Annotated in this window: 18 protein-coding genes; 6 read left to right on the forward strand and 12 right to left on the reverse strand. The window is 41.5% G+C overall.

Going from position 1 to position 23,682, the window contains the following annotated elements; genetic code table 11:
• Positions 1-150 precede the first annotated feature (150 nt).
• From AC3CIA_RS09235 to AC3CIA_RS09255, 5 genes are all read right to left on the reverse strand, one after another.
• The gene (locus AC3CIA_RS09235; protein WP_488518012.1) at positions 151-1,041 is read right to left on the reverse strand and encodes a hypothetical protein; all 891 of its coding nucleotides are present in this window, start codon (positions 1,039-1,041) and stop codon (positions 151-153) included.
• Positions 1,042-1,426: 385 nt separating this feature from the next.
• Positions 1,427-1,813, reverse strand: coding sequence for a hypothetical protein (locus AC3CIA_RS09240; protein ID WP_488518013.1), 387 nt, complete (start codon positions 1,811-1,813; stop codon positions 1,427-1,429).
• Positions 1,814-1,946: 133 nt separating this feature from the next.
• A complete protein-coding gene (locus AC3CIA_RS09245; protein ID WP_488518014.1) occupies positions 1,947-3,122 on the reverse strand; it encodes a DUF262 domain-containing protein in 1,176 nt (391 codons plus the stop codon).
• A 2-nt stretch (positions 3,123-3,124) separates the two neighbouring features.
• Complete coding sequence (locus AC3CIA_RS09250; RefSeq protein ID WP_488518015.1) at positions 3,125-3,865, reverse strand: FRG domain-containing protein; 741 nt, start codon at positions 3,863-3,865, stop codon at positions 3,125-3,127.
• 102 nt (positions 3,866-3,967) lie between these two features.
• Positions 3,968-4,582 (reverse strand): hypothetical protein, encoded by a 615-nt coding sequence (locus tag AC3CIA_RS09255; protein ID WP_488518016.1) that lies wholly within the window; start codon positions 4,580-4,582, stop codon positions 3,968-3,970.
• 918 nt (positions 4,583-5,500) lie between these two features.
• Between AC3CIA_RS09255 and AC3CIA_RS09260 the strand changes: the two genes are divergently transcribed.
• Together AC3CIA_RS09260 and AC3CIA_RS09265 are read left to right on the forward strand one after the other, a co-directional pair.
• A complete protein-coding gene (locus tag AC3CIA_RS09260; protein ID WP_488518017.1) occupies positions 5,501-7,324 on the forward strand; it encodes a M4 family metallopeptidase in 1,824 nt (607 codons plus the stop codon).
• Positions 7,325-7,649: 325 nt separating this feature from the next.
• Entirely contained in the window at positions 7,650-8,870 is a 1,221-nt protein-coding gene (locus AC3CIA_RS09265; protein WP_488518018.1) for a DUF3103 domain-containing protein, read from the forward strand.
• Between the two features lie 211 nt (positions 8,871-9,081).
• Here AC3CIA_RS09265 and AC3CIA_RS09270 read toward each other — a convergent pair whose 3' ends face one another.
• A complete protein-coding gene (locus tag AC3CIA_RS09270; protein ID WP_488518019.1) occupies positions 9,082-9,399 on the reverse strand; it encodes a Dabb family protein in 318 nt (105 codons plus the stop codon).
• Positions 9,400-9,635: 236 nt separating this feature from the next.
• A complete protein-coding gene (locus AC3CIA_RS09275) occupies positions 9,636-9,875 on the reverse strand; it encodes a VPA0252 family protein (protein ID WP_065111198.1) in 240 nt (79 codons plus the stop codon).
• Positions 9,876-10,152: 277 nt separating this feature from the next.
• On the opposite strand from AC3CIA_RS09275, the gene AC3CIA_RS09280 reads away from it, so the two are divergent.
• Positions 10,153-11,037: a LysR substrate-binding domain-containing protein gene (locus AC3CIA_RS09280; protein WP_488518020.1), complete on the forward strand. Its 885-nt coding sequence runs from the start codon at positions 10,153-10,155 to the stop codon at positions 11,035-11,037.
• A 118-nt stretch (positions 11,038-11,155) separates the two neighbouring features.
• Here the strand turns inward: AC3CIA_RS09280 and tnaA are convergent, their stop codons facing one another.
• From tnaA to AC3CIA_RS09295, 3 genes are all read right to left on the reverse strand, one after another.
• Positions 11,156-12,628 carry a tryptophanase gene (gene tnaA, locus AC3CIA_RS09285; protein ID WP_488518021.1) on the reverse strand — a complete coding sequence of 491 codons (1,473 nt, stop codon included), beginning with the start codon at positions 12,626-12,628 and terminating at the stop codon, positions 11,156-11,158.
• Positions 12,629-13,383: 755 nt separating this feature from the next.
• On the reverse strand, positions 13,384-15,048 hold the full coding sequence (locus AC3CIA_RS09290) for a GTPase family protein (RefSeq protein WP_488518022.1): 1,665 nt from the start codon (positions 15,046-15,048) through the stop codon (positions 13,384-13,386).
• Positions 15,035-16,147, reverse strand: coding sequence for a YcjF family protein (locus AC3CIA_RS09295; protein ID WP_488518023.1), 1,113 nt, complete (start codon positions 16,145-16,147; stop codon positions 15,035-15,037). Before AC3CIA_RS09295 ends, AC3CIA_RS09290 begins: the two co-directional genes overlap by 14 nt.
• Before the next feature lie 234 nt (positions 16,148-16,381).
• On the opposite strand from AC3CIA_RS09295, the gene AC3CIA_RS09300 reads away from it, so the two are divergent.
• Positions 16,382-16,906, forward strand: a complete 525-nt coding sequence (locus AC3CIA_RS09300) for a peptide-methionine (S)-S-oxide reductase (RefSeq protein ID WP_488518024.1) — start codon at positions 16,382-16,384, stop codon at positions 16,904-16,906.
• A 166-nt stretch (positions 16,907-17,072) separates the two neighbouring features.
• Here AC3CIA_RS09300 and AC3CIA_RS09305 read toward each other — a convergent pair whose 3' ends face one another.
• Positions 17,073-18,689, reverse strand: coding sequence for a polysaccharide lyase 6 family protein (locus AC3CIA_RS09305; protein WP_488518025.1), 1,617 nt, complete (start codon positions 18,687-18,689; stop codon positions 17,073-17,075).
• Positions 18,690-18,801: 112 nt separating this feature from the next.
• On the reverse strand, positions 18,802-20,577 hold the full coding sequence (locus AC3CIA_RS09310) for a sodium:solute symporter family transporter (protein WP_488518026.1): 1,776 nt from the start codon (positions 20,575-20,577) through the stop codon (positions 18,802-18,804).
• Positions 20,578-21,106: 529 nt separating this feature from the next.
• On the opposite strand from AC3CIA_RS09310, the gene AC3CIA_RS09315 reads away from it, so the two are divergent.
• Complete coding sequence (locus tag AC3CIA_RS09315) at positions 21,107-21,718, forward strand: toxin-antitoxin system YwqK family antitoxin (protein ID WP_145564505.1); 612 nt, start codon at positions 21,107-21,109, stop codon at positions 21,716-21,718.
• Between the two features lie 1,173 nt (positions 21,719-22,891).
• Positions 22,892-23,641, forward strand: a complete 750-nt coding sequence (locus AC3CIA_RS09320) for an oligogalacturonate-specific porin KdgM family protein (RefSeq protein ID WP_488518027.1) — start codon at positions 22,892-22,894, stop codon at positions 23,639-23,641.
• The last annotated feature ends 41 nt before the right edge of the window (positions 23,642-23,682 follow it).

The following is a 23,682-nucleotide window of genomic DNA, read 5'->3' on the forward strand; positions in this document are numbered from 1 at the left end:
CACCTAACTGGTTTTCAGAATTAAAGAGCATAGCTGCATTATCGAGTAGCTCTTTTTTTCAATTTGAGATCTGATTAGCGTGTAAGTTGTACTTCTGCGCTAACTAGACTGATAACGTTGCATAAGTTAAATGCAACGTCCTAATTAAACTCACTTTTCTAACAGACGACACTGATACTCGGCAATGTGCTTTAGCTCCGATATATGTTCAGGGAATTGTTCGTGAAGAAAGCACAATGCATCCGCTAAGGTTATCTGGTGTAGATTCGATGTATAACCAAAAACCAATCGGTGGACATTGCCATAGAGCTCATCTGAATTATCTGAGCTTTGACACTGCTCTAAGATAGCTTGATCAATCTCATCGTCAGGATCTTCCAAAGGGCTATTGGCCTGTCGATAAAGATTAAAAAGCATTGCGTCATATTGCTCTTTCGACAGCTCTTCCTTACAACGCAATATCCACGTAAGCGTAATGAGGTTATGCCCAAAGAAACCAAACTGCTTTAAGCATGCTTGTAATACGCTATTGAGTTCTACGACTTCGCTTGTTTCAGAGCTTTGGTCGCCATCAGAACGAGTCGATGTAACAAATTCAGTGAAGCGGTTAAGGAATACTGGTACTTGAGACGGCTCTAACTCACAGTAAACACGGTTCAGCGCCAATAAGATAGTCACATTGTGGGAAAGGTATTCGCTGGTTTGAGAAGCCTGCGAAACGTAATGCGAGAAGATATCTTGAAAGCCCTTATTCTCATGCCACTGCATTAAAGCAGCATACGCCGCTGGGTATACCCCGTTATCCAATATCCTTTGAATACGAAAATCCGTAAACTTTGGCGCTTGTAGCGTTGCAGAGTACTCGCCTAAAACTTCAATCTCAGTTTGGTCTATCAACTCACTAGTTTTAAGCCAGACATTGTCTGATTTAGCGAAATACCCATTTAGATAATTCGCAGCCAAATAAGCTTTTAATGAATGAGGTTGGTGGATACTGGCACTGCTATAAAGTGCCTTTTCTAATAGTTGGTCGCTTGTCATGTTTCCTCCGTGAAACTGACGATGAATAGAGGTAGTGGCGATGTGACTAGCATCTTTGAGAGACATATCTACTCAAGTACTTCTCTATAAACTCGATATCTGCACGATAAAAATCACCAAGAGGTATCGCTGAGGGCTCTAGCCAATAGAAAGTTTGTTGTCTTTCTGCGTCGACCACTTTAGGCTCATCATTGTGATCCGCAAGCAAAACTACATAATGAATCTCACCACTGAAGTTATTCAAAGCTTGATGAGTGCCGAGCATTGTGAATCCGGAAAAACCACCGTTATGTGCATGAACTTGGTTGTTCCGACAGCTGCTCAATTAAGCTATCAATTTTTTCACAGTTCAAGTTTGGCAAATGATTATTACAATGATTTCTGATCAAAAGTAAAAATTTTTGTCGACTTTAGTATGTGACGTTCCGTTTAACTCCGCATAGGCAACAAGTGATGTCGTAAAGACTTCCTCTAGAGTAGCTAGCGACTGTTTTGAAATGTCACTTAAGAACATGGCATTGAGAATCAAAGAATGTATTACTTGTTCTTTGTCTTCACCTTCAAGCATGCATAACGTATGTTTTATGGACACGGTTGAAGCTTTAATTAAGGTTTGAGCTAAATCCGAGTTTTGAGATCTAAATAACTCAAATTCTTTCTCTAAGCTCTTAGCATATTTATGTTCTAAATCCTCTAAAGTCATAGAGGTTGGGTAATACACACCACCAACACCAATCAACAAACTAGCTAAAGCTACTGAAATATATTTCATTATATAATGCATACTCTGCACGCATTACGTCCGTTTAAGTGGTGAGCAGCATGACACGATGTTTCCGCACACCAACTTAAACATAATGCATAGTAGAAAACCCCATGCATTACGAATCACTCAGAAGAAACTGCTACACCAACTTCAGATCGAATGACTCGACGGTTTTCTCGATTTCTATAGGATTGGTAGTAGAAGCTTTGTACTCCGCGTCTTCTAAATGAGATTCATTTAATATTCTAGTAATCTCTATCGAAAATGTTTCTAAGTTAATTGCATTCTCTAATAGAGTGAAATCGAAGCCAGACTCCACTAGCTTTCTATAAATACCAGCTAATATCATTGAAATTGATACTTGGAATTTATTACCGCGCTTTGAAGAAATACCATATATCTCTCTAGAGAAAGGGTATGGCGTTATCTTGGCCAGCGTGGATACAAATTCATTAAACCCCTCGAGTAAGCGCTCTGTTTTATCAAAGCTTTGATCGAACATATCACTTTCCGACTTAGCTTTCATATAAGACTCAGCATACTGGGGAGACTTCATAACCTTAGAAACCTGCCCCTTGTCGTTCACATAGATTTGACTTACCCCGTTTTCGATGATGCTCAATATTACAAAAATATTTTCATGTATTGTTTTCTTCTGGAAACGATCTTTGGATACAGCATATGCTTCAAATAAAGCATCTTTGTCACCATTCATCATTTTATTACAGAAACTAGTTACAAGTTGATTAACTCTAGAGTCAAATACTGCATGTCTAATTTCTTGTGGAGTTAGCGGCTTAGTTCCCTTGTTATATCTATTAAAAATTTCCAGTTCGAATTCTTTACCCGGAAAGTTTCGAAAAGTAATAGTCGACACGCGTCGACTCATTAGGTCCACCTGATCCTCAAGTGGTAAATCTGCTATATGAAAGCCATTAAAGTCCTTCACTATACCCAAATCTTGAAGCGCATATTCACCGGAAAGAAAGCGATAAAATGCACGTAGTCGATGCTGCCCATCAACAACGTTCAACACTTGTACACCTTTGAGTTTGTGGCTAGCTAAAAAAATTGGGGGGATTGGTATCTCAAGTAAAGCTGATTCAATCAATGAACTTTCATCAGAAATTGACGAACGATACTCTCTTTGATAATCAGGAGCGATGACGATTGAATCATTAAATTTTATAATTTGACTAGCGTCTAACTCCTCTGACTCTATTGCTTGTAATTCAAATCCATTTTTGATTCGTTCAAATATGGTTTGCCATGTTAGCGTTTCGTCTTTTGGGTTTATCTTAAATTTACTATCCATAATTACGAATCTTCTCTATTAAAATCGTTTATATCCTGTTGCATAACAATATCTTTAGCGACAGATGATAGTTCAGGATAAATATGGGTAAAGGTGACACCCATAGAATACAATGAGGCTAATATTTCCTTTGTATAGTCGCTTTTAACTACTATTTTCTTAAGTATTGATTGATCGTCAATAAGCTCTAAAGCTTGATCATCGTCTTGAAACAATACAAAAAGTCCTTTTTGAGCGTTTACGCGCGGATTGATCTTTCGCCCTTGTATTACTATTGGGCCATCAAGCCCCTCAAGCGAATGCTCGCTTTCACTTGAAATGTTAACAATAGACATTTGTTGCTTGAACTTCATGTTTAAGTTCGTGGGATTAAGGAAGTAAACAACAGCATCTTTATCTGTATCTTGCTGAAACGATTTTTCTACCGCAAAAAGTAAACTTGTAATGTGAGAAGTGGTAAAATCCATCAATCTTGTCGGAATTCCATAATGCTGAGCATAAAGCATCCATTCTATATCATTTTTAATATCCCAAGGGTTTGGCATGTATTGATATGAATTAATTTTGAACTGTTCCAAAAACGTTCTTATTGCTCTCTTGGGATACTTTCTATTCCCGGATTCATCGCGACGTAAAGCACTTGGGAGGAGTGGGTAATCTTGAGATTGACCTCGTGACAGGTAAAATTCTTTCTCTAGCTCCTCAACATATGCCATGTACTCGCTGAGTTTTGTTATTTCCATTGAACACCAATATGCAACTAAATTTAGTTAATAATAACATAAACTTATAATCGCGCGATACCAGAGTGACTAATCACTCTTAAATTTTTTGTATAACCTCGCCTACCTGTCAAACATTTTCCTTTTTAAACCTTTTGGGAGTGGACTATAGTTGTAGCATGGATAGTCATACTCAGTATCTTCACTAAGCTTTGTGCCTAGATTTTTATATGTCAGCACAAATATACAATTAATAACATTCTTTTTGTCATAGATAAAATGATCAGGATTTGATTGTATAGGTAGACCACTCGATTCATGGGAAACTTTAAACGCTTTCGCTTCATCTTTATCAAGTAGAGTCCCCCAATACTTCTTACCAACAGGAATATTCATTGGTTTACCTTCGTTTATCACCACATACATTTCAACAATTCCAGCCGGAGCTTTACCTGTGTTCGAAACAAAAAAAGACATTTGACGATAATCTGTTGTCAATACACTTAAATGTATTTTGGGCACTTTATCAGCAACTAATTCATGGATAGGTTTCCAGAATGCAAGTGAAATAGTGATAAAAGATACAATTCCTGTAAGAACTAAGTTGGACATATCCAAAATGCTTCTTGAGTTCTGCCACCCTTGACACTCTGAGCAGCGATTTGCTGGTCTATTTACAAAATCCACATACAATATCGCAGCACAGTGCTTACAAAGCGAACGGTCTACTTGAGTCAAACTGAGCTCTCCAAAATGAATAGGCTATTACGCCCTATTAATTAACGATTAACACTACCTCTCTGCGTTAACAATTATGCCGTAAACACGAGATCTGATTCAAACCGAGAATGCCGAAAGTTTGCGAACTAGATTAAATTTTTGGTTATATGCATTTCACAACAATCTAAACACCTGCTCTTCAATGTGTATACATACAAGTAAATATAGCTAAAGCCGCTCTTGTCAAAAAACAGAGCGTCAAGACTATAGAGTAGACAATGAACCAAGGTTTTTGAGAACTTTAGAATTGCATTATTAATATTCTCTCAGCAAACATATAAGTACTACCAAACAAAGAAATTTTGTATTCAAATACAGAGTTTCTGTCTAGTTTCTTATGCGGTCTATCTTAAGCGACTTACTTTATCTATAACAATGACTTATCGTTCTTAGTTTGTGATTGAACAACAAAATGTAGATGTTTTCCTATCTAACGAGGCTAAGTGTTACAAAAGGTGAGTTCTGTGCTTAGTAGTATTGTTAAAACAAGTTTACTATTGATAATAAGGACAATATTCAACTTCCAAAAACTCGGTTATTTACTCATTTGTAATTAAGATAAAAACAGAAAAATATCGAGGTTAACTTAAATAAATTTATTCTATCAATTCAAACAAAACAGATTTTAATAACTCCCTCCCCTTCATACGTTTACGATAAATAATAAAATTGTATTTTATAAAAACAATTTGATCAATAAGGATTTTTGTAAACTTTGAATTACATACTCTAAAAATAAATCTCCCTGATAAACTTGTCATAATTCCAAATGCTCTTCCAATCTTGATTCGCAACACATGGCACAAATGTGTTGCATATAGACTTCCTATAAAGCCGTTGGGAAGAAGGAGTTTATATTAAAATCAGGAACGAAAAATGAACCAACAACGTCAACTAAGCTGGAAAATAGCAGCCATTCTAGGTACATCTTTTGGCTTTAATGCACACGCTGCAGAAATGGTCAGAGTCGATAATGATGCATTACTACAACAAAGCCTCGTCGCTCAGTCGAAGAGTGTTGCTCCACTTGAATTAGGTTTTTCTGAAGTTAAACGGGTGGTATTACCCAATGGAAAAACCAAAGTCCGCTATCAACAAACTCACCTAGGTTTACCCGTCTTTGATACCTCCGTTGTCGCCACCCTTTCCAAGAACCAACCCACTCAGGTGTTCGGCTCCATGGCACAAGGGATCAGCGGTGACCTATCCAGCATCGCGCCAAAGCTAAATCAGGAACAAGCTATAGAAGCCGCACTGTCCGCTCATCGCACGTTTACCGTCGGCAAAAAGTCGATTGAAAATAAAAACGCGAAACTGATGGTGAGATTGGATGAGAACCAAGTCGCCCAAGTTGTGTACCTGGTCGATTTCTTTATCGCGTCATCTATGCCAGAGCGCCCTTTCTACTTTATTGATGCTACGACTGGCGATGTGCTCCAAAAATGGAATGGACTAAACCACGCTAAAGCATTGGGTACTGGCCCCGGTGGTAATATCAAAACCACTCGATATGAATATGGTAGTGACTTCCCTAGCTTTACCATCGACAAAACAGGCACGACTTGTAAGTTAGAAAATGAATCAGTTAAGACAGTCGATTTGAGGAGCGGAACCTCTGGCAGCGCAGCCTACAGCTACAACTGTGCCGACGGCACCAACTACACCGATCATAAATACATTAACGGGGCTTACTCGCCTCTTAACGATGCGCACTATTTTGGTAATGTCGTATTCGATATGTACAAAGAGTGGATGAACACGTCGCCTTTAACTTTCCAGCTGACGATGCGCGTTCATTACGGTACCGATTATGAAAACGCCTTTTGGAATGGCTCATCCATGACATTTGGGGATGGCAAAAACACCTTTTACCCATTGGTCGATATCAACGTGAGTGCTCACGAAGTCAGCCACGGCTTCACAGAGCAAAACTCCGGTCTTGTGTACCGAAATATGTCGGGTGGTATGAATGAAGCCTTCTCAGACATTGCAGGCGAAGCGGCTGAATACTACTTGCGTGGCAATGTGGATTGGGTGGTCGGTAGCGATATATTCAAGTCTGAAGGTGGCTTGCGTTACTTTGATCAACCTTCAAAAGATGGACGATCGATTGATCATGTCTCTCAATATTACGACGGTTTGAACGTTCACTTATCTAGCGGTGTTTACAACCGCGCCTTTTACCTTTTAGCGAACAAATCGGGTTGGAATGTACGTAAGGGCTTTGAAATATTCACAGTCGCAAACCAACTGTATTGGACGGCAAACAGTACCTTTGACGCTGGTGCTTGTGGTGTTGCGAAAGCCGCAGCAGACATGGGCTATGTGGTTGCTGATGTTGAAGATGCTTTTAATACGGTAGGCGTGAATGCGAGTTGTGGTGTAATGCCTCCAACTGGCAATGTATTAACGAAAGGCACACCGATTGCGAACTTGAGCGGGAATCAATCCTCAGAGAATTTCTACACGTTCACTGTGGATTCTGCATCCAGCGTGACGGTTTCAATGTCGGGCGGTTCAGGCGATGCCGACCTTTACGTGAAATCGGGCAGCAAGCCAACGACATCGAGTTACGATTGTCGCCCTTATCGCGCTGGAAACAACGAGCAGTGCAGTGTGAGCGCTCAGCCGGGCGTGACCTATCATGTGTTACTGCGCGGATACTCGAACTACTCAGGGCTAACATTACGTTTAGATTGAGTTAGAGCGAACCTCTCAAACAAGTTGTAAATCGAGAACTAGCGGTTAACCGCGAAATAAAAACCTACTCACTTTGAGTAGGTTTTTTTTATGACACACCCTAGTAGTTAATAATATTGTAAGTTATTTACTGATACGTTTATTAATTTATAAATATCAAGGTTACTTAGGCATTGTTTTATAAAAACAGTTTAAATTGAGATCCTGTGCTGCACAACGAAACAAAAATAACTGACTAACTTTTGAACACATTCACGTTACTGATAGGTTAATCCTTATAGGGCAAATGCTCTATTAATGATAAAAATTAAAATAAGGATTATTTATGAGACCATCTTTTTCTATCAGTATGGTGCTTGCAACGACAGTGGTTGGCTTCCAGTCCTATGCAAACAATATCGACACAGTAAACTCGCGCTCTCTTTCGGAGAACGCCTCAGCACAAAAACAATCTTTGGCGTTACAAATCAGCGAGCGTTATTCCGTTCTTGAGCATTCATTGAAGGCTCAGATCTCAGAAAAGAACTTATCCGCGCCTGTAGATAAATTGAGCTCTACTCAGCCCTACTCTACATTTTCAAGCCGGATGCAGAAAGCGGATCTTGGTTATCGCAAGATGAAAGGGATCAACGACTTCAGCGACTCTGTGTTAGAGGTTCGCATGGCTGATGAAGCGATGATTGAAGCCTGGAAGAACGGCGAAAGCCCATTATTCGCATTTGAACCATCAGGCGATGATTCGAATTGGCAATATATTGAAGCGTATGACGTGTACGGACAAGTTCATGAACTCGATGTGTACCAAATGCCAGACGTCCCAGTGTTTGTGGTTGATAGTAACGGTGCTGAAGAGCTCAAAGCAGGCTTAATGGCAATGCAGGCAGAGATGCAAAAGCTGGGTACTACAACGCAAATTAATTCAGGCTCCAAAAACACAAGCAGCAACAATGAAAGCCGTAGCACTCAGACACAAACATTTATTGGTAAGGCTACGCGCTCCATGGCTATGTCAGAACCTGAGCCGTTGAATACCACTCAGTTGAAAAAGATCCGTTTGGCTGTAGACCAAGAACCGTGGATCTCTGGCAAAGCTGAAATCTACGCCATTGTGACAGGTGTAGATTCAAGCCGCTTAGAGCCACAAATAGATCTAGTAGAAATGCCTTATCTGGACTACGACAAACAGACGTACTACCCAAATCAAACGGTCATTTTCTGGCCTCGCTACCGCTGGGGCGCTGCAGACATGATCTTAATGGAACACGATGATGGAACAGATTATAAAGCGCTAGCAAAACTCTTGGTTCAAGCCGCAGAAGAGATACTGAAGATGATTCCTGATCCGGAAGTTCAGGGTTATGCGATCATCCCTCAGATCACAGGCAAGATTATCGATGTGATTCCTGATGGTGTATTAGTGAATGATGATGACTTTGTGGACGTGTACTACACCTTAATGCAAAACACTTCTTATGTTGATCACCCAGGTGCCGGCGGAAATGCAGTAGCTTCGTTCGCCCCGGTGACTATCTCTCCTACAGAGTAGTTGATGCTTTTTTTGATTAGGGCTTTCTCGTTTAGGGCTCTGCAACACAAGCCCTAACGCTTCGTTATTCGAGATGACTCAGCGTATATACCTTGTGTAAATAAACTTTAGGTATATACGCTTTTATCGCTTTGGGCTTTTGGCTTTGGCTTTAGGCTTTAGGCTTTAGGCTTTAGGCTTTAGGCTTTAGAGAGCATACAGAGAGGACTAATTATAGGGAGTAATCAAACACGATGATGTCGTCTAGCAAGGGACGAAATACATCTTTCAGCGCATCATGCTCTGGATGTGGAAGATAGTTCTGACGCCCCTTTTCATCCGTAAACGTCATTAAAACTGAATGGGTATAACCTTGGTTCTTATTCTCTGGGCTGTCATTTAACCCCCACTCTACTGAAGTTACCCCGTCAACCTTGTTTGGCATCACTTCAAACAGCATCTTTAGTTTTTGAACCTCTGAAGCCTCTGCGTTTTCTTTAAACTTAATCAGTAGAATATGACGAATCATTCCCGTTTCTTTTTGAGTCATTCCTTGTCCTTTTCGAATCGTTCGCTTACTGGCTTGTAATGCTTAACCAACACCTTATTGCGAGTTAGAGTTAGAGTTAGAGTTAGAGTTAGAGTTAGAGAACAAAATGCCACACGTTACACAACATGCCAAGGCTAGATCACTAGGTTTTATAAAACACTCCAAATCCCAAAACGAAAAATGCTGCACCCAAGGGCGCAGCATTTCTCATGACAATGGTAAGCACATCTTTAACGTTAATCACGACGACCTGTAAGCTGGATCGCTTGATCTTGATCTACGTTCTTTTGGAATTGGATTCCGCCGTTAGACGCTTCATTTCTTCCTTCCAGTGTTAAGTCAGATTCAACACGCTCAGCCTTTACTTGATTACCTTCGCTTCTTGTCATGTCGATAGTACCTGTATACGTACCATCGGCAGCAAATGCAGTATTCATTGAAAGCGCCATTAAGCCTAATGCGATTAGTTTTTTCATACGTCACCTCTTATTGTTTTAATTCTTGTTGTTTGGTTAGTGTGTTGCTTTGTTGAGGTAACTTTAACAACCCGATGTTGTGCACTCGAGGAAAACCAAGATTTACAAAATAGAAATCGCTCACAATCAATACAGTTTTAAATCAATGTAATAGTCACATTTTGACGCTGTTCTGTCTTAACTAGAGACTCTCAAGACTATGATACTAAGGTCAGATGTTTTTCTTTCGTGTAACTAACGCGAGAGCTCATCCTTATCAACTCAATTCGGAGTGCTTGTGGACTTCAATTTAGATATCCAAAATATCTTGGTCATCAAACGTATGTACGAACTTCGTCATGTTGGTTTGGTCGCAGAGTCGTTGGGCAAAACGGCGGGGGCAATCAGTAAAAACTTGTCTAAGTTAAAGGTTCAACTCGACGATCCCTTGTTCATTCAAACCAAACAAGGTTTCGAACCTACTTCATTCGTAGAAGCCAATATCGCTAATTTTGAGCAGATTCTGAGTAGTGTAGAAGCGATAAAGCATCAAGAGTTTTCCCCTGAAACTTACCAAGGCGATATCAAAATCTACGCGAATACGCTTTTCTGGGAGCGCTTTGGTTCGAAACTCTACTTTTCTTTGAGTAAAGAAGCCCCGCATGCTCACTACTCGTTCGTTAGATGGGGAAGCAATGTTAAAAATAGGCTCATCGACGGCGAAGAAGCAATAGCGGTGCACTACTTTGATGAAACCCTGCCACAGTCAATTTCTCAGACAGAATTTGGAAAAGGAAAAGTCGTGTTCTTCGTCAGAGAAGGCCATCCTGCAAAAGATTTTGAGTCACTCGCCAACTATCCAATCATTCTGTTTAAAACCCCTGGATGGAATGACAACAAATATCCGATCCTTGAGCGACTTAGAAACATAGGTTTTCAGATAAACCCTAAAGTAGAAGTTGACCACCCTGCAATGATTCATGATGTCGTACTTAAATCTGACTATTTTGGTATCACTCTCAATGGCAGCGTACCAGATGGATGTCGAAGTATTGATTTGCCGGAAAAGCTGACTATCGATGTCAGCTATGTAATGAGCTGCCGTCGCTCTCAAAAAGATGCTCCATTGAATCAATGGTTATTCCAAATGTTGAAATCCACCCTAAAAAACAAACAAGCGTAGTTCAGCATTTAACGGGTTAAAAGCTAAACTACCTAACTCCCCTACCATTCAAAAAAGAAAAGGCTCCTGTGGGAGCCTTTGATTAGGGTTCTGATGACTATTCGCTTATTTTTTTATTTTAAAATGCTTCTTCGAGCGTTTGTTCGTTCTTTTTTTCGGTTTGTTTTTCAACGGTTTCAACCTCTTTCAAGCGCGCTGTAAAGTGTCTTAACACAGGCGGTTCATAGGTAAAGTCGAGCCCTTTTACTTTCCCAGCGTTCTCTTTCACTTTTTCGAATGCTTCGATAATGAAATCCATGTGGGTTTGTGTGTACGTCGCGCGTGGAATGGTTAAGCGCAATAGCTCCGCAGGGCATGAATGCTGTTCACCTGTTGCTGGGTCGCGGCCTTGCAGCAATGAGCCAATCTCAACCGCTCTGATACCTGCTACTTTATAGAGTTCGCACGCCAAAGCATGTGCTGGGAACTGACCAGCCGGAATATGAGGAAGCAGTTTACCCGCATCTACAAACGCAGCATGACCGCCGGCTTGCTGACACACGATACCCATTGCTTCTAATCCATCAACGAGATATTGAACCTGGCCAATGCGGTACTCCAACCAATCTTGACGCATGCCGTCGTATAGACCAACGGCTAAACGCTCCATCGCGCCACCTTCTAAGCCACCATAGGTTGGGAAGCCCTCTTGAACTACACACAGTGTTCGACACTCTGTGTACACATCCATGAAAGAATCGTCTTTGAAGCACAACAAGCCACCCATTTGCACCATCGCATCTTTCTTAGCAGACATAGCTAAGCCATCCGCGTATTTGTAAGACTCACGCGTGATTTGCTCGATTGTCCAATCTTGATAACCCGCTTCGCGCTGTTGAATGAAGAAGGCATTTTCAGCGTAGCGAGCAGAATCCATAATCACTGGAATATCGTACTTCTGAGCCACGTCATACACAGCTTTCAAGTTCGCGATTGATACTGGCTGTCCACCAGCCGAGTTACAGGTAATGGTACTCACGATGTAAGGAACGTTGGCAGCGCCCGCTTCTAAGATCGCTTCTTCCAGTTTCACAACGTCGAAGTTGCCTTTAAAGTCGGCATTCACTGAAGTATCGAACGCTTCTTTGGTGTAGACGTTTTTCGCTACACAACAGTTCACTTGAGTGTGACCTTGTGTTGTATCGAAGAAGTAGTTAGACAGGGCGACCATTTTGCTGCGATCGAGTCCTTTCTCCATTTCACGCTTCTTGATAAGAACAGGAATGTAGATCTGCTCGGCGCCGCGTCCTTGGTGTGTTGGAATCGTCAGTTGGTAACCAAAAATATCTTTCACTGCATTGGACAGCGCATAGTAACTTCGGCTACCACTGTAAGCTTCGTCACCCATTAACATCGCTGCTTGCATACGCTGAGTAATAGAACCTGTACCACTGTCAGTCAGTAAGTCGATAAACACATCATCACTATCCAGTAAAAATGGGTTCATGCCCGCGTCAACAATGGCTTGCTCACGATATGCAGAGGTTGTTCTTTTTACTGGTTCTACAACGCGAATACGAAACGGTTCTGGTAGATGCTTGAAGTTTTCCATAATAGTACCTTTCAACAAATTCAGCCTAAACGGGAAAAGCCAAATTAATTATTTTTAAATGTCACGAGTCATCACCATTAATTTAATTTCACGCACGATCACTCTCGTGATAATTACGATGAAAAATTAATAGCTAGAAATAATTTATTAATCAATAACGTATTGATTAGGATCCAATTAATAATAACTAAGAGATAAGAACCTCATGCACAACAACACAAATAGCGGCCGCATGGGTTACGAAGCTTCTTAAAGACAAAATTAACAGGATTGGCAAAACTCAAGGGCTTTGCTGGCGCGTGACGCCTAGAGGGTACTACTCTGAAGAAAGGCGGAACGAGAGCTGGTGATCTAAGGTATACCAAGCTAACAAGGTTAGCCATGTTGTTGATTGCCATTTCAGATACATGTTCACAATATATCCCTACGTTGAAATCAAGATGATCCGAAATTTAAATATAGTGCAATTGTTTTATAAATAAAGCTTTGAAAAGTATAAATGTGATCAACATTTAGAATGATAATTAAATACGATAGCATGTTATATAAAATGTGAATCACAGTCGTTTATATACTATTAAACTAGTTCAGCGAGTTACTTAATAATATCGAATCTCTTTTAAACTCAATACATCTCTAATAAGGGGCGAAGATGGCTGTTTTCTGAAAAGCTATCTTCTAAGAATCTAGTGAGCTAAAAAGATAAGCTCTGATGAGGCTCAAACCCCACCAGAACCGTATTCGCAGTGAATGACTTACTTTTTCTTCACAACTTGCTTGATGGCCATTTCAGCCAGTTTTGGTGTCGCTGCCTTCAATGCACTTGGTGCGACCTTCTTACCGGCCTTCACTACTTTGTTCAGTTGGCCTTTAACCGATGTTCCCCGTTTAATTGCCTCCAAACGTTGGCGGTTTCTTTGCACATTATTAGCATCAGCTATGCCTTCGATTAGCATCTGCTTGAGTGCTTCTAAACCAAAAATCGTCTTTTCTGGCGCAATAGCGAGCGGCAACACGATATCAGACTGCAGCAATATATGGTTGTATTCGAGAGCTTGAGCAATGATCTTTGCTTTGGCCGATGTTGGGTTCTCTAAGTCATACGGAGGTTGCCACTCATCAACAGGCTTTAATCGATCGACCTGATTCACAACCGAAACAACGATTGGCTTCTTGCGTGAGATGTTTTTAGGATCGTCATAAAAAGCATCAAACTTGCCCTTCAATTGCTTATCCAGTTCACGAGCCGATTGATTGGCTTTAAGAACCCAAAGTACAACATCGGCTTGGGTCATCTCTTTAAGCATTAGAGCTTCGGTTTTGGCATTGCCATCCAGCCCTTGAAGATCAACCACTCGAACATCATTGTCATCGACAAACGCGTTGTATACGGTTGAAGTGTCGGTTGATGGCAATACATCCACCTCGGCAACGAGCTCTTGCTTGAGCGCATTAATCAGTGAGGATTTCCCAGAGCTTGTTTGCCCCACCAGCACAATTCTTACTGGCTCTAATTCTGGTGCAAAGCGCTGTTCATCTATTTCAGAAACATCAGACGCTCTTAATGCTTCATCTTCAATGCTGAATCGACCGCTATAGAGATCAATCGCTACCGCGGCCACCTCATCGAGTAAGGCTTGTTTCGCGGCGTATTGCATGTCATCCACCACGCCTTTGGTCATAGATGATGTCGCTTGCTCTCGACCTAAATCAGAAATCACTTTCAATGGATTCAAATACAGGTTCTTAAGGTGATTGCCCCAGATAGCGGCTTTAACGATCTTCTGCCCTAGTTCACCGTACTTGTCATAGGCTTCGTAGCCCGCTTTGATATAGGAAACCTTTAGATATTCAATGCCCGGTATATGTTCCCGTACCACTAACTTATATCGTCGGCTCACTTCTTCAAACAGCTTAAGTCCTTCAGGGATTGAAAAATCGAGTGATTTCTTATCAAACTTTTTGGCGACGAACTCAAGTACCTCTAAACCGGTTTGGTCGAGATTACCCCACTCGATGTCGACCATTAACTGTTGTCGTACATGGTGTTTCGAGGCGTTCCAGATTGATAGCTCTGCTTGAGACCATTCATCAGACGCTTTAACCAGCGCATCATTGATGTCTGAATTCTTGGGCGATGCTCCGGCTTCAGGTTGAACGTCACTTTCATCATGTGAAGAAGAGTCACTATAAGTTGGTTTACGCGAAAAGCGGCTAGAAATGAATAAAGGAATGGTGAACACCAAGGTACTCACCGCAATGGCAATCGACATTTCCAATAGGTAGCCATATTTGATCGCCAAGAAAAGACCAAAGGCCATCATGATGATGCTCGGGAAGATGGCCGAAATCAGAGCAATGCCCCAACGTCCACTAGACAGAACGGCCAATAATCGAAATAGGTTTCTAATTTTCTTCATAGCCCGACGCCGCCTTACCTTTTTTCAGGGATTCTTTGTAAATCTTTTGCATCTCTTTTTCAGAGACTTCTTCGCCTTTGTTCTTATGATAGAAGTAAAAACAAGCCGCGCGACCTAAACCATAGCTGGTACCGAAACTCATGGCTGCGGCTGCAACCGCTCCGACCGTTTGACCATAAACCGGAATCAACTTTATCAGCTGTCGAGTGCCCAGCTTCATTCCGTATTGCAAAGCAAAGCTGCTTCCCAGAGTGCCTATCAACTCACTGAAGACTCTCTTGTTCCATTCGACCCCATATTGGTTTGCCAAACTGTGAAGCATTTTCGCTTGAATCGCAGGTACAGACACTAAGCCAACACCCGGAATCAGGTCGCTCGCCGCTGCGCTTCCCGCGTACCAAAGCACTTCGTTTTCGACTTGGTCAAAGTTGGCTTCTTCTTGAGTGGAATGCTCTTTGTCTACCACCATCATTCCAATAACAGGAAGGATGTTGGTCAGCTTTTCTAACAAAACGTCATAGTTGTAAACTGAGCCACTGTTATTGCTCAAGTCATCCGTTTCGAAATCCACCGCAACCGATTCCAATCCCTTACCCCAAACCGTTTCTACTTGGTTGATGTTGAATTGAATTTGTCTTGCGCGGTCTGTTTCATTGGAAGACAAAACTGCAGTATGAACAAGCAACAAGTGTTTAATTTTCTTTTGTTTCTTAATCTGTTTCAGAGCTGTAAGTACGGCAGACTGTTCAGGCTCATCAGCTTTCATCACCACGACTAACGCATTACCCGCTTGGCCGATCTCTTCTAGATCCTCTTTAGGATCATAATCCGCCTCACCCAACCCTCTGGTATCGAGGAATCGCATTACCGGCTTAATTTGAGGAAACTCATACGACATTGCCGTCATAGTGCATGGAGCAAAGCCATTCCCCACTTCAATAGAGGAATCACCAGTGACCGCTTGAATAAACGACGACTTGCCCGCCCCCGTTTTGCCCAACAGCCACAGTGTCGGCAGATGCTGACGTTGGTATTCCTGAGCCTGTGTGAGGTCTGGATTCTTACTCGGATTGATGAAATCTTTTATTTGATCAAACATGGTTGGCTAACGCTCACTTAATCTTGAAATTTGGGGTGGTGACAACGCAATACTAGCTTATATAATCACAAATCCTATTAGACTTATGTTTGTTCAGTCGCACAGGTTTACAATACCTAAACACTTGTTTTTATGTGCACACTTATTTTGTATACACGCTTTTTTATATGTGCATATCACTATATTGATTCACGCATCGAACGAACAACAAACACAGAGAAGTAAAAGGTAAGTATGGAACAAATCTATTTGGCGGGCGGTTGCTTGTGGGGTGTACAAGAATTTATCAAATACGTTCCGGGTGTCATCAGCACAGAAGCAGGCCGTGCGAATGGAAACTCCGCACAGACACAAATCGATGCCGTAAAAAGTAATACAACAGAAAACGGTACATCAAATAATAGTGACTATGATGGCTACGCGGAGTGTGTCCAGATAGAGTTTGACCCAAGCATCACTTCAGTAACCATTCTGATGGAACATCTGTTTGAGATCATCGACCCATACAGCGTCAATAAACAGGGCGTCGATGTGGGTGAGAAATATCGCACTGGTGTTTACAGCACTAACGCCCTGCACTTAACTGAAGCTGAGCGCTATATTACCTCTCGCGATGATGCAGACCGCATTGCTCTCGAAATCTTGCCATTGACCTGTTATGCCGCCAGTGATGATATCCACCAGCATCACCTTAGCCAGTTCCCTGAAGACCATCACTTGTGCAATATTCCTTGGGATCTGCTGCATAAGTATAAATAACAGTAGTCACGATGTAAGATTGAGATGGTCACGACGTAAGATCGATAAAGCCTCAACAGGCATTACCCGTTGAGGCTTTTTAAGTTTTAATGACCCAGACAGCTATCGTAAATTTGTTTGATAGCTCAAACCATTAAGCGTTTAGCGTTTAGCGTTAATAAATAAGTTACTTAGTTGTATTCTCAAGCACGTAATCTGGACCCGCTGTTTCAGCCGTCACAACCGCAAGTTTAGACACGTCTGCACCTTCACCTTGATAAGCGTTCATGCCATTAGTGACGGTCATTGCTGGTAACTCAACGGAGTAGCTCGAAATCAGCTCAGATGCTGTCACTTGGCCAACATATGTTTCATTTTCATACGTTGCGTTCACTAACGGGTAATCTTCCGTTGCGCGAACACTGACAAACTCTGGAGACTCTGAATTATCGACAACGTTATTATTAAACGCGATATCAACACCGGCATAAATCTTTTCAACTTCGGCATTATTGAACAGGCTCACACGGTGAGTTTGATTGCCATAGATAATGCCCCACTGTGTATCAACCAATGAGTTGTTCTCGATGGTGATGTTTTTAGGCGTCCACTGTTTGTTAAGCTCTTTACCTTTAACCGACTGATCTAGCTCTTCGCCGTTTGCCACATCAATGATACCCGTATTAATCACGATACCACCACGTAGGTCAGCATTGCCTTCAATCACACCGTCACGTCCACGTGTATTCGCAATGTAGTTATTACGGATAACATGGTCTTCGTCGTAGATTCGAATGCCACCAGTTAAGTTCTTTTTATTACCTAGAATAATGTTATTTTCAACACTACTTCCTTTACCATGACGCAAAGAAATCAAAGCAGAACTTTCAAAAATTGTATTACCAGAAATTGTGTTGCCACCCGACTTAACTGAGACAAGCTCGCGCTCGCCATCCATGTCGATCATCAAGTTATTCACGAATTTTGAATTGGAATCCCACTGAGAGGATTTTGAATCACCAATACGAAGTGCTTCCCAGCTGTTGCCGTTGTAACGAATCGCTTCTTTGATGTCGAATTCATTAAACTGATTCGGTTTCTGATCCATGAAGATGTTATTAGCAATCAAGTGATTGTCTGCAGAATCATCTTTCTGTACACCAATCAACGTACCGCGCTTTTGTTTGCCTTCAAAGCGGTTGTTGATCACTTTGCCGTCTTTACCCCACAGAGAAACCCACAGGTATCTCGGGTATTCAGAACGACGCTCATCGGGTTGATATTCATAAGCGTGGTTAAAGTAGTAAAAGGTTGAATTCTGTAAAGTGTTGTTGTCGCCCATCATTCGAACGCCGCCAAATCTTTCGTTCGGACCACCTTCGGTAAAGACTAAGCCATCTAGCGTGATGTCATCACCTTTAAGTTCAAACTGAACTAGGCCAGTTAACCATACAGAACCGGCTTGCTCTGCTTTAACGGTAATGTCATTCGCGGTAATAGTTATTTGACCTAAGTTCGCGTATTTACCGTTAGGAATAACAACTTCGTCGCCATCTTTTAGGTTTTCAAATTGTGCTTTAAGCGCGGCTACTTGCTCTTCTGATGCAACGTTTATTGTATTGCCATCCACCTCAGTTAAGCGCTCACTACTCAATAAGTAACTGCGATCGATTTCACCAATAGCAGGAACAGCTTGTTCAACCACGCTGATCACCGGTGCCGCTGTTTCTTGGCTAGTGCAGCCCGTTGCGAACGCTAACGTAAACGCGCTAATAATGCTTACTGAAATTAATTTCTTCTTCATCGTACATCTCACATTAAATCTTGGATTATCAAATTAACGGCCACCCAAATTGGTGACCGTTGTACTAAATATTTGCTTCTTGGAGCATATTTATTTTTTGGATTTTTATGGTTTAACCTTCAGCAGGGGTAACTTCGTCGTCTTGTTGCTCGACTTTGTCATCGACTGCTTTAACAAGTAACAGACCAACAGAGAACACAATCAAGCCACACAGAACGAATACCATGCGTCCCCACATTGGGTTTGGCAGTACAAACATAGTCATTACGCCCACACCCGCTACCGCGATAAGTGAACCCAACATACGACGTTGCTTGTTATCCAGTTTCTTCTGTTCATTACTTTCAGCAACTAATGGTGTCGCTAGGTTGTTGAAGAACTTGTCTACGTCTTTCTCACGGTGCGCCGGTAATGGCTTGTAGAACAGCGTTGAAAGAACAAAGAAGCCAGCAGTAAATATGATGTGACCGATAAGGCCGATAGCCACTTTTAGGTCAGACCATTCACGGCCTGTCAGTTCATTCAGACCGAACCAGTTTTGGATCATGTCAGCAGTGATAACGAAACCAACGAAGTAAGAAACCACACCACCGACAACTAGCGTGCCCCAGCCTGCCCAATCCGGTGTTTTACGGATAAAGAAGCCACAGAATGCTGGAATTGTCATTGGGAAGCCGATCAACGCGCCCACGTACATCATCGTATCGAAAAGGCTCAATCCTTTAAGCGAGTTGATGAACAGTGCAACCAAGATGATCGCGATGCCGAAGAAAGTAGACGTGAGTTTAGAAACGACCATTAGCTCTTTCTCTGTCGCTTTAGGGCGAAGAATCGGCTCGTAGAAGTTCTTAACAAAAATACCTGAGTTACGGTTTAGACCTGAATCCATTGAAGACATGGTTGCAGCGAACATCGCGGCAATCAGAAGGCCAACCATACCTGCAGGCATGTACTCTTGAACGAAGTAAAGGTATGCGAAATCAGCGGCTTTGCTGCCAGCTTCAGGGTAAGCGGCTGCTAAATCAACACCTTGACCTGCCATGAACCAAGAAGGCATGAACCAAATGATTGGACCAAGCGTCATCAGGATACAGGCAAGTAAAGCTGCTTTACGTGCGTTGTTTGAGTCTTTCGCTGCAAGATAACGGTAAGAGTTCAGCATGTTGTTCGTGATGCTGAACTGCTTTAAGAAGATGAACACTGCCCAGATGCTGAAGATGCTTAGGTAATTAAGGTTATCACCCGTAATGAATGAATCGGTTGGGAAGTCATTGATGATTTGTGTAACGCCGCCACCGTGGTAGACCGCGACTACAGCACACGTTACGGTCACTGCCATAATGATAACCATCTGCATAAAGTCAGATGCGATTACTGCCCATGAGCCGCCTGTTACTGACATTACCAATACAACCAAACCCGTTAGGATAATCGTTGTCGTCATGTCAAAGCCGAAGATACCCGATGCGATGATCGCAAGGCCGTTCAGCCAGATACCCGCAGAGATAACACTGTTTGGCATGCCCGACCAAGTAAACACTTGCTCATTAACCTTACCAAAACGCATACGAATCGCTTCAATAACCGTCACAACGCGCAGTTGGCGGAACTTCGGAGCGAAGTATAGGTAGTTCATCAAGTAACCAAATGCGTTAGCGATGAAGATAATCGCTACTGCAAAGCCATCAGTAAAGGCTTTACCTGCTGCACCTGTAAATGTCCACGCACTGAACTGGGTCATAAATGCGGTTGCACCTACCATCCACCACAGCATATTACCTCCCCCACGGAAGTAATCACTCGTCGTACTTGTAAACGTTCTGAACATCCACCCTATTGCAATTAAGAATAGGAAGTAGATGCCAACTATCAGGGTATTGAGTTCCATCTTGAGACCTTTTATTTATGTTTTTTTGTTAGGTTCACTATAGATAGATGACAAGTATATTTGTACTACAATAACTTAAATGCGTGACGACGATCTTAGACTATTACACACTAATAATCATACAAGTGATCGAGTTCAAAGTTGCACCGTTCGAGAGCATAATTCATCAAGCCAGTGCAGTCTCTGGCAACCAAAGTCTTTATATTGAGGGGGAAAGCCCTCTAAATGTGAATTAAATCTCAAAAAAAGACTAAATCATCATTAGAAAATTTTAATCGTAACTAGAAAATCCACGACCAGACATCATAACAAGCATTTCATATAATTTATAAAGATGATTCAATCCAACTCATTTGTATTACAAATGTGACAATCTTAACGCCCAATTTCGCTTTAAAAAGTTCCCTTTATTAGACCGTTAATAATGAAAACTTGAAAACCAGTAATAGGTGCTGACAGTTATTCTCGGAAGTGAAATGCTTTTAACACACCGACTACACTTTCCCCCGTCCAATGAAAAGGTGTCATTATGAAGAAATACATCCCAATATTGATTGCTCTTAGTACGATGTCTTCTATGAGTTACGCAGCTACACCGCGTGAAGACGCTGTTGATTATCTACAGATGCGAAAAGGTGTCGCTTATCAAGTCAACCACTCAAAACCATTTACTGGTCAATTTGAAGAGGCATTCGATAACGGCCAAATAGCAACTCAAGCGCAATTCGCTGACGGCCTGCAGCTTGGACTAGAAACCAACTGGTATCCGAACGGTCAGATCGCTTCTAAAGTGAATTACGAAAAAGGTGAATTGCAGGGCAAAGCCGAAGCCTGGTATCCCAATGGTCAGAAAAAAGCACAGCTCAATTATGAAGATAATGAATTGTCAGGCGTTGCCTCTCGATGGTATCCAAACGGCGAACAGAGCCTTACTGCTCAATACAGCAAAGGGCAAAAAGATGGGTTGGTAACGGATTATTACCCGAACGGTCACAAGGCCAGTGAGACCAAGTTTGATGACGGTGAAATTGCTAATGGTACATTAACTCGTTGGAATCAGAACGGAGATAAGATTGAGGAGCTGACCTTTAAAGGCCACAAAATTACGTCCAAACAAGTATGGATGCCGACGCAAAGTTAACCTTTTATAGACTAAACCTACTCCAAGACGCATTCATGTCATCACGCATGAGTGCTTCTTGTCGGTTAGTTCAATAGAGTTTAATAGAGTTTAATAGAGTTCAATAGAGTTCAATAGAGTTTAATAGAGTGAAATAAGCACACAAAATCATCGATATTAATACAACGATATCAACTCCAATGATTCTGGAAATTTAAAAGAACATCCCGCCTCAGTCCTACCACCTACTAACCCATGAATTCAAAGCAAAAAAAACGCCCATGTTGCCTGTATCAACATGAGCGCAAAGACAGATCTTCACTGTCATCTCCTACCTCTCTAAAGGAAAGCAGAAGTTATAATTAGAATAGTTGGGAGCAATAATCAAAATGCTCTTACGAGCATTTCAACGATTTCTTCTTTTGTCATCAGTTTAGAGCGACTGTTCCCAATCGCACCAAAGTCAGACCTATATAGCAGGCTATGTCACTGACTTGCCTACTACACTTCAATCCTTCTCTGTTTGAGGCTTTCAATCACCTCAAGCAAATGCCGAATGCTTTTAAGCTACTTTAAGTTTCAAAATGCCGTAGGTTTTAAATCACTACAGCTTTTAAACCACGTTTAGCTTTGCACCTTTCATACCCTTTATAACCTTTATAACCTTTCAACCGCTTAGAGCCTTTAAACCATGTTCGCTTTTAAAGCGTTTTAACTTGTAATCCACTCTTGGAAATTCAGAGATGAACCATCAGTTCACCTATCCACGCTCTACATGCGCATACATTCAACATGTCAAACATATGTATCGCCGCTGAAAGTTAGTAAATAATAATGTATTACAAATAAAAATGACATCTAAAGATTCAATTTTTTGCTGTAGCGCACATTAATTGATGAACAAAACCCTTAAAAACCATTATCAACAGACAAATAAAACACTAAAAATCATAAACTTACCTAGACAAGCCGACTTTGTAACCCTTTGTAAATAGTGGTTTTGTCTCCACAACACGATCCAATTCACAGATCATGCACCTTCAAATCGTTAGCATATTTGTATTATTTAAATGCAAAATAAACTTGAAATGGCTAAGAAATCGTTTCAACAAAAAAATGCATTGAAGACAAGAACTACTCTATTTGGCTTGTAATTATGGCCAATACTCAACCTATAAATATGGAATTAATACCATGAATAAAACTAAAATCGTGATTGCTGTGGCATCTGTACTCGCTGCTGGCTCTGTATCTGCGGCGTCTTTCGATATGAGACACGAATACAAAAGTCACACAGTTCAACACGCTACTCGTGTAAAACTTGGCGATAGCATTGGCAACTTCCTTGTAGATATCGAAGCAAAATTCAAGGGAGAAGACGGTAAATTCATGGAAGACTTGAAGAATAATGGCTGGGAGCTTGGTCTAAACTACCGTCACGTACTTAACGACAATTGGACGATGACTTACGGTATGCCGATTGAAGGTCGCGAATCTGGCGTTACGTATAAACCTCAAGTTCGTGCAACATACAAAGTGGATAGCATTGACGGTTTAAGCCTAAGTGCTCGTTACCGTTACGATATGAGACAGAACACGAGCAGCTCAGAGTACCAGTTCGATAGTAATGGCGACGTTATCGTTGATAGTGACGGTGTACCAATCACGGTTGATAAAAACGTTTCTAATCAGCGTCGTCATCGTCTAACGGCAAACGTTAACTACTCAATAGAAAACTGGCGTTTCGGTTTTGAAGGTAACTACTACAAAGCTGACGATTACGACATCTACGATAACGATGATACCAACTACGAGTTGAACGCAAGTATTCGCCACATGATGGGTCAATGGGCACCGTATGTAGAATTTGGTGATGTGAGCACTTCTTCAACAAAAGCAACTCGTGAATTACGTAGCCGTGTAGGTCTTACTTACAGCTTCTAAACTGCACCCAATATGAAGAATCTAAGATAATTACTGTCCTA

The sequence above is a fragment of the Vibrio sp. QJM3NY_27 genome, from assembly GCF_057785955.1.

What these genes read in the sequence shown, in the direction of transcription:
- AC3CIA_RS09320 (WP_488518027.1), top strand. Translation starts at nt 22,892, where the DNA reads ATGAATAAAACTAAAATCGTGATTGCTGTGGCATCTGTACTCGCTGCT.
- AC3CIA_RS09295 (WP_488518023.1), bottom strand. Translation starts at nt 16,147, where the DNA reads ATGTTTGATCAAATAAAAGATTTCATCAATCCGAGTAAGAATCCAGAC.
- AC3CIA_RS09290 (WP_488518022.1), bottom strand. Translation starts at nt 15,048, where the DNA reads ATGAAGAAAATTAGAAACCTATTTCGATTATTGGCCGTTCTGTCTAGT.
- AC3CIA_RS09315 (WP_145564505.1), top strand. Translation starts at nt 21,107, where the DNA reads ATGAAGAAATACATCCCAATATTGATTGCTCTTAGTACGATGTCTTCT.
- AC3CIA_RS09305 (WP_488518025.1), bottom strand. Translation starts at nt 18,689, where the DNA reads ATGAAGAAGAAATTAATTTCAGTAAGCATTATTAGCGCGTTTACGTTA.
- AC3CIA_RS09310 (WP_488518026.1), bottom strand. Translation starts at nt 20,577, where the DNA reads ATGGAACTCAATACCCTGATAGTTGGCATCTACTTCCTATTCTTAATT.
- AC3CIA_RS09270 (WP_488518019.1), bottom strand. Translation starts at nt 9,399, where the DNA reads ATGACTCAAAAAGAAACGGGAATGATTCGTCATATTCTACTGATTAAG.
- AC3CIA_RS09240 (WP_488518013.1), bottom strand. Translation starts at nt 1,813, where the DNA reads ATGAAATATATTTCAGTAGCTTTAGCTAGTTTGTTGATTGGTGTTGGT.
- tnaA (WP_488518021.1), bottom strand. Translation starts at nt 12,628, where the DNA reads ATGGAAAACTTCAAGCATCTACCAGAACCGTTTCGTATTCGCGTTGTA.
- AC3CIA_RS09245 (WP_488518014.1), bottom strand. Translation starts at nt 3,122, where the DNA reads ATGGATAGTAAATTTAAGATAAACCCAAAAGACGAAACGCTAACATGG.
- AC3CIA_RS09275 (WP_065111198.1), bottom strand. Translation starts at nt 9,875, where the DNA reads ATGAAAAAACTAATCGCATTAGGCTTAATGGCGCTTTCAATGAATACT.
- AC3CIA_RS09300 (WP_488518024.1), top strand. Translation starts at nt 16,382, where the DNA reads ATGGAACAAATCTATTTGGCGGGCGGTTGCTTGTGGGGTGTACAAGAA.
- AC3CIA_RS09250 (WP_488518015.1), bottom strand. Translation starts at nt 3,865, where the DNA reads ATGGAAATAACAAAACTCAGCGAGTACATGGCATATGTTGAGGAGCTA.
- AC3CIA_RS09235 (WP_488518012.1), bottom strand. Translation starts at nt 1,041, where the DNA reads ATGACAAGCGACCAACTATTAGAAAAGGCACTTTATAGCAGTGCCAGT.
- AC3CIA_RS09260 (WP_488518017.1), top strand. Translation starts at nt 5,501, where the DNA reads ATGAACCAACAACGTCAACTAAGCTGGAAAATAGCAGCCATTCTAGGT.
- AC3CIA_RS09265 (WP_488518018.1), top strand. Translation starts at nt 7,650, where the DNA reads ATGAGACCATCTTTTTCTATCAGTATGGTGCTTGCAACGACAGTGGTT.